Genomic DNA, 7,239 nt, shown 5'->3' with positions numbered 1-7,239 from the left:
TGCAATTGATTTATACAATGAAGTAAGATTACATTTATCTTTAGATTATAAAACACCCAATATGGTATATAAATTATCAGCTTAATTCAATTTTAACCTGTAGCCATATTTCAGGATAAGACATAACTCGAACTTACGGAAATTTAAACGTTTAGCATCGGGAATAAAAGTGCGGATATCTACTAGATTTAGTATGGGTCTGTTATTAAAAAGACCCTATAAGCTTTTCGATTTAAATCGTGTGAGAGTTCCACTATCAAATACGAATAAATTCGCATAAAAGCTTGGTTAAGGTAGTGATTTAATTTTAGAAAGTCAAATTTGATAAATCACTATCTGCAAATACTAAATCTAGTGGATGAGCTGATTTCATAGGGTTTCCCGAGCTTTAAGATTGACGCATTCTTATCAGTCCTGTTTGATAAAAATGATAAATCATAAACCGCAAAACATTTAAAAGTGATTTTATGTAGCGTTCTAGTGACAAAGTAATTAACACACCAAAGTCGGTTAAAGACAAATTAATTACTGCAGTTACAACACCATATATACTTCATTTTTGTCCAGTACTAATTCAATTTTTTTGTTTAAATTGAATGCCAGTATTTACTTGCAAAGTAAATCGCTAAATCAAAAACGAAGCATATGCACAACTTAAAAAAACTACCTGAAATAACATCTTAAAAAAAAAATTATGAATCAAAATCAAATCGACGAATTAAAAAGATTAGCTGAACAAAAAGCGAAGGCAACTAAAAATAGTAAAATAGAATCGGAAGAACTAATTGCCAAAATGCAAGCTGATGAAAAAACATTCAAATCAAATTTTTTAGGACTTCAAAATACTGTTTTTATACCATCATTCAAGGAAGGCGAAAAAGCGTTGAAATCTGTAGGCAAACTTGAATATAACTCTAATCAGACAACAAAAGAATTTAAAGAACAAATTAAACATTTCGTAAAAATTTCATATTTGCAGAAAGGAATGAATAATAAAAGTTTGGAGAAATATATTTATTTTGAGGGACTTCCAAGTAATTCAATTGTGAAAGTTACAGAAAGACTAAAAACTGGAAATAGTGCAACGAATGATGATATTGGAGAATTTAATTTGACCGAGTTAGATAAGAGTAAAATAGAAGAGTTGATTTTTGCATTTATTAAGAAAGTTATGTAAAAAAAGCTATGCATAACAAAGTACTGTGGTAAAAAACAAGTAAAATCTACTTAATTTTTCAGTAAAGTACTTCTATAAGAATCTTCATAAATCAATCCTGATTTTGCTATCGCAAAGGCCTGTTTTAGGAGCTTATTGCACACAGCTATTAATGCTAACTTTTTACTCTTTCCTTTGGCAACTATACGCTCATAAATATCTCGGCAAGCTTTGTTGTATTTACATGCATTAAAGCTGCACATAAATAACAGATTGCGTAGTTTCTGATTACCTATTTTACTAATTCGGGGTCGTCTATTTATACTACTTCCACTTTTTCTTATTACAGGTGTTAATCCTGCGTAACTACATAATTCACTTCCGCTTCTAAAACGATCAAACCCATCGGTTAACACCAATAGCATAACCGCTGTTTTGTTTCCTATTCCTGGAATGGTTTTTACGCGAGTTAATAGATTTTGGTACTCTTGTTTTACTAAGACTAATAGTTTGTCTTCTAAAGTTTTTAGCTCTTTCTGAACGTGTTTTAAACTTCGTTTTAAGGAACTGACTACTACTTTACTTGGATTGCCTAAAACAGTTTCTCCATGTATTTTATTTTTCAACATAGAGCTCTGTTTTGTATATACAGAAAGGAGTCTAGTCATTTGTAGACACTCCGTTTGAACTTTTGAGTTTCCTTGCCACAGTTTTAATTCTACCTGTTTTGCATACTCACAAATCAACTTAGAGTCACTTTTGTCTGTCTTGATTTTAGACAATTTCATTTGTATAAACCGTTTTACTGCTAATGGATTTTCTACAGATACTTTGATGCCTGACTCTAGTAAAAAATAAGCCAATTGGTAGTGATAATAGCCTGTTGCTTCCATCGCACAATGACTATCAATATCTAAGAATTTAATAAACTTACTGAAGCCTGAAGAGGTATTCTTAAACTGATAATAATTGCCATCAGAATCTGTAACATCGAATACTAAATGACTAATGTCTATTTATTCATGCGTTTAAATTTTTAGTATGAATTAATGATCTGCTTTGCAGTACAAAATATTTAATATCTTTATTCATAATAAATGTGTTTTTTGAAAGTACAACCTACGCGAGTTTGAATACTTCGACAAGCTCTGTACAGGCTATAAAATCGAGGTCTAAAAGCCTCATAGAACTGTACGAAATCTGTGTAGAAATCGAAAAGTGAGATTCTTGAATACCTTGTAAAAAAACATTAAAAGATGAACAAAAAGAGAGGGGATTTTCAATGTCGACGAGACCTGAAGTCTCAATACACAAAATAACCTTAATCCGTTCTTTTTATTCTTTCTGATTTGATACTTAATTTATAACTTATATTTGATAAGACTAACTTAAGATACACAAAAACGTTGTGTATCATAAAAAGCAAGAGCATATGAAAAATCTAAAATCCATAGCAAACGATTTTTATCACTCATTTTATGAAAAAAAATGGCATGGAGAGGATACCTTGATAAGAAATCTTTCCATTAAAGAAGCATATGAAGTTCAGGACTTAGTAACAAAAAAAAGAATTGAGTCTGGAGAAACTCTTGCAGGATTTAAGGTAGGGTGCACAAGTAGTCCGATTAGGAGGCAGTTTGGTCTAAGTGAGCCGATTAATGGAAGGCTATTTCACCCCCATACAACAGAAAATCAAATAAATATTGATTGGAGCAATTACATAAACTGTGCTATAGAACCAGAAATGGTCTTTAAAATCGGAAAAAAACTAGAAGGAAAAAACCTATCAGATAAGGATCTTATTAGTGCGATTGACTATATCAGCCCTGGAATTGAAATTCATGAATACAATTTTTGGATTAAACCACCGACCATTCAAGAATTAATTTGTTCTGGTGGCATTCATACTGGACTTATCATAGGAAACCAAAGAGTATCTCCTAGAAATCTACAATTCAAAGATGAGAATTTTGCTGTTTATAAGAATAATTCCTTCCTAATGTCTGCACCTTCTTCGGAGATTATGGGAGGTCCACTTCACTCTTTACGATGGTTGGTAAATTTTCTAACCGATAAAGGCTTGTCTTTAGAAAAAGGGAACTTGGTAATTCCGGGATCTCCTGTTGAACTCATAAACATTAATCAAGATGTTGAATTGAAAATTGTGATTGATAATGTAGGAAGTGTAATAGCAAATTTTAAGAAGGAATAATCGAAATAGACTTAAAAAAGAGTCGCCATGTCTTAATTGAATATGTCTTGATTAAAAATAACGCTACACGGTCGAGCGGATGGTTCCGCTATTAAATAACTATGTGCGCCTCTCACAGTTCTGCTGAAACTACCGTACCATTCGACAAGCTCTGGACAAGCAGGCAGCTACGGCGATTCACCAAATTGAAGTTTGCGTATTAATTATGTAATCTAATACCCATTTCTTTTACCCCTAGACCTTGTAATAGTAGTCTTTAGAATAGGGCTTTGAGCGACTGCCCAGCCTCGACAGACTTGATAAAGTCACTCAGTATAAAAGGTATGGTTTGAATTCACCTTGTTATTATACCGCTTTAATACTGAATAGGTTTTAGCAGGTGTAAAAGACATTTTTATTTAAACTTTGAGTGTGGCGATACTTTTAATTACCTAAAAGATATAGAACACATATGTTACATCTAACTTATATTTTGAGTGTGTAGCATATTATGTGTTATGTATTATTGTTGTACACCATTAAAAAACCTCTCAACTTCTATTTTATTATTTTAAACAAACCATAATACGCTTACCAATAGTATTTTATGAATTTAATTTAAAAATTTCGCAATAATACATTGCTTAACTATGTATTGTTACATATATTTACATAGTATTACAATGTATTAACCAAAACAATGTATTTTGAAGAATGAATTTTTAAACAAATGGAAATCGCAAGTTAAAAAAGGAACCCTTTCTTTTCTTGTCTTAAATGCCATAAGCAAAAAGGAGCTGTATGGCTACGAACTAATCGAAATTATTAAAAAGTCAACAGCTATTGAAATAGCAGAAGGTACTTTATATCCTCTAATGAATCGGTTGAAAAAAGAAGGATTAACCACTTCAAAGTGGGTTGAACAAGAGTCAGGCATACCTAGAAAATATTATGTACTTACTGAAGAAGGTAAAATCACTTTAAAACAAATGCGTACATATTGGAACGAATTACAAGAATCAATTATTAAAATCACAAACAATGAAATTTAAAAAAATAGAACTTAAAGATAAAAATGCTCAACGCGTTTATGACAACTATATTAATAGTATAAGAAATGTATTAAAACCCATTCTAGATTCAGACAGGCAAGAAGTGCTAATGGAATTTAATAGTCATATATATGAATCATTACAGAACAATAAATCTAAATTGGAAATAGATATTCTTTTAAATACTATAGAAAAATTAGGTTCGCCAGAAGTAGTACTAAAACCTTTAATCGCAGATAAGTTATTGGAAAGAGCAACAAAATCTTTCAATCCATTACAAATCTTAAAAGCACTATCACTCAACATAACAAATGGTGTGAGTTATATTATTTTCTTTTTGCTATACTTATCGTTAGGTTCTTTTATCTTTCTGATTTTCGCAAAACTATTTAATAGTAATGTAGGTATGTATTTCAAAGAAGGCAAATTTCAAGCTATAGGGTTTGTTAAAAACAATTCTGATTACCAAGAAGTATTAGGCTATTGGTTCATTCCTGTAATGATACTTTTAACTGCAACTCTATTTATTATAATAACTCTACTTTTAAAATTTAAAAAGGCAATCTCAAAAAAATAATAAACGGTGTACAGTCAAGTAGACGGCTCTGACTAAAGTAGCCAGAGAGCGCCTCTCCCAGTTCTGCTGAGTAAGGTCGAAGTACCAACGTACACGTCGCGAAGCTCTGGACAGGCCAAGCGGGTCTCGTAGTTGCCTACTGGCAAGCAACTACGGCGGTTCACCAAATTGAAGTTTGCGTATTAATAATGTAATCTAATACCCATTTCTTTTACCCCTAAACCTTGTAATAGTAGTCTTTAAAATAGGGTTTTGAGCGACTGCCTAGCCACGACAGGCTTAATTAAGACCGTCAGTATAATATGCATGTATTGAACTCACCTTGTTATTATACCGCTTTAATACTGAATAGGCTTTAGCAGGTGTAAAAGACATTTTTAAGTAAACTTTGAATGTGGCGATACTTTTAAATTAGACAAAAGATATAGAACACATATGTTACATATAACTTATATTTGAGTGTGTAGCATATTATGTGTTATGTATTATTGTTACCTACAAGCTCAAAAAAATGAACGATTTTACTGAAATATCAAATTTTTTCAAATCTGAGTATCAATTAAATCAAGATGGATTAGAGGAACTATTCTCATTATTTGAAATTAGAAAACACAAAAAAGGAAGTTTATTAATTCAAGCTCAATCTAAAGAGAAACAACTTCGATTTCTTAATAAAGGAATAGTAAGGGAATATTATTCAAACCAAGAAAAAGAAATCAATATTAACTTTTATGTAAAACCACAATTTATTTCTGATTTATTAACCTTTAGTCAAAATTCGAAGACCAACAAAAATCAAGAATGTCTTTCCGTTGCAGAAGTTTTAAGTATTGACAGAAAACCTTTTTTTGATTTATTAGAGAAATACCAATGTGGAAAATCCTTTGTTGAATCATCATTTCAAAAACTATTAAAACAAAAAGAAATGTTGGAGTTTAATAGAATTACCAAAACTCCAGAAGAACTATATAAAGAGTTATTCAATTACAAATCTGAATGGCTTCAATGTATTCCTCAATATCACATTGCCTCATATTTAAATATAACACCTGAAACACTAAGTCGTATTAGAAAACGCACTTCTTGATTTGAATCAATGAAAATGATAACGCTTTATTAGACTTTTGTATAACACTTAAAAAACATACAAAATGCTAAAAATTCATCATATAAGAAATGCAACTATGATTTTGGAAACAGAAAAAGATGTAATTTTAATTGACCCAATGTTAGGAGATATTGGTATTATGCCTTCTTTCACATTATTCAGACATAAAGCAAGAAAAAATCCAACTGTTGCTTTGCCTAATACTATAGAATCTATATTAAATAAAGTTACTCATTGCATAATCACACATCAACATCCAGACCATATAGATAAAGCTGGAGTTCAATTTTTGAAGAAAAATAATATTCCTGTTACTTGCAGTACTAAAGATAAAATAGCTTTTTCCAAAAGTGGCTTAAATATTATTCAAACATTAAAATATTGGGAAAAACAAGATTTTTTAGGAGGGACTATTGAGGGGATTCTTGCAAAACACGGTTATGGTTTTGTTTCTAAACCTATGGGAAACGTAATTGGGTTTTATATAAAATTACCTAAACAAAAATCTATTTATTTGAGTTCTGACACAATTTATACAGATTCAGTCGATAAAGTTCTAAAGAATTACAAACCTGACATTAGTGTTTTAGCCTGTGGAACCGCTCAATTTGACTTATTCAAACAACTTATTATGGATATTGATGATATTTTAAAGTTTGTTAAAAACTCATCAGGAAAAGTAATTGCTAATCATATGGAATCTTTAAACCATTGTCCTTTAACTCGAAAAAAATTAAGAGAAATATTAATTGAGAATGATTTAATCAATAAAGTTCTCATTCCAGAAGATGGAGATGTTATGGAAATAGCCATTAGGTAATCGCGTAGACGGCTCTGACTAAAGTAGCCAGAGTGCGCCTCTCACAGTTCTACTTATACAACCGTACCCTTCGACAAGCTCTGGACAAGCCAAGCAGGTCTCGTACCTGCCTACCACCAGGCAGGTACGGAGGTTCACCAAATTGAACTTTGCTTATTATTAATGTAATCTAAAACCCTTTTCGTTTACCCCTAGACTTTTTAATAGCAGTCTATAAAATGGAGCTTTGAGCAACTGCGTTGCCTCCCATTCTTGTTCTACTCCAAGCATATGTTTGTCCAGCTTCTATTGCTAGCTGAATTAGGTTTTTAACTTTTGCGTAGAGGTTAGTTAAA

Annotated in this window: 7 protein-coding genes; 6 read left to right on the top strand and 1 reads right to left on the bottom strand. The window is 31.2% G+C overall.

The features are described 5' to 3' along the window. Positions 1–694: 694 nt before the first annotated feature. Positions 695–1,177 carry a hypothetical protein gene (locus tag R6X41_RS18080; RefSeq protein ID WP_318501760.1) on the top strand — a complete coding sequence of 161 codons (483 nt, stop codon included), beginning with the start codon at positions 695–697 and terminating at the stop codon, positions 1,175–1,177. A 50-nt stretch (positions 1,178–1,227) separates the two neighbouring features. Here R6X41_RS18080 and R6X41_RS18075 read toward each other — a convergent pair whose 3' ends face one another. After that, the gene (locus tag R6X41_RS18075) at positions 1,228–2,172 is read right to left on the bottom strand and encodes an IS110 family RNA-guided transposase (RefSeq protein WP_318501763.1); all 945 of its coding nucleotides are present in this window, start codon (positions 2,170–2,172) and stop codon (positions 1,228–1,230) included. A gap of 416 nt (positions 2,173–2,588) precedes the next feature. On the opposite strand from R6X41_RS18075, the gene R6X41_RS18070 reads away from it, so the two are divergent. The 5 genes from R6X41_RS18070 to R6X41_RS18050 all read left to right on the top strand — a co-directional run bounded on the left by R6X41_RS18070 (position 2,589) and on the right by R6X41_RS18050 (position 6,904). Then, positions 2,589–3,368 (top strand): 2-keto-4-pentenoate hydratase, encoded by a 780-nt coding sequence (locus tag R6X41_RS18070; protein WP_318501759.1) that lies wholly within the window; start codon positions 2,589–2,591, stop codon positions 3,366–3,368. A gap of 686 nt (positions 3,369–4,054) precedes the next feature. Further along, complete coding sequence (locus R6X41_RS18065; RefSeq protein ID WP_318501758.1) at positions 4,055–4,399, top strand: PadR family transcriptional regulator; 345 nt, start codon at positions 4,055–4,057, stop codon at positions 4,397–4,399. Beyond that, the gene (locus R6X41_RS18060) at positions 4,389–4,976 is read left to right on the top strand and encodes an HAAS signaling domain-containing protein (protein ID WP_318501757.1); all 588 of its coding nucleotides are present in this window, start codon (positions 4,389–4,391) and stop codon (positions 4,974–4,976) included. Before R6X41_RS18065 ends, R6X41_RS18060 begins: the two co-directional genes overlap by 11 nt. A 511-nt stretch (positions 4,977–5,487) precedes the next feature. Further along, the gene (locus R6X41_RS18055) at positions 5,488–6,063 is read left to right on the top strand and encodes a Crp/Fnr family transcriptional regulator (protein WP_318501756.1); all 576 of its coding nucleotides are present in this window, start codon (positions 5,488–5,490) and stop codon (positions 6,061–6,063) included. A 64-nt stretch (positions 6,064–6,127) separates the two neighbouring features. Further along, positions 6,128–6,904: an MBL fold metallo-hydrolase gene (locus R6X41_RS18050; RefSeq protein ID WP_318501755.1), complete on the top strand. Its 777-nt coding sequence runs from the start codon at positions 6,128–6,130 to the stop codon at positions 6,902–6,904. Positions 6,905–7,239: the final 335 nt, after the last annotated feature.

Source organism: Formosa sejongensis (genome assembly GCF_033447105.1).
In the GTDB taxonomy this organism is placed as follows: Bacteria; Bacteroidota; Bacteroidia; order Flavobacteriales; family Flavobacteriaceae; genus Formosa.
This window is presented reverse-complemented; position numbering and strand designations above follow the sequence as displayed.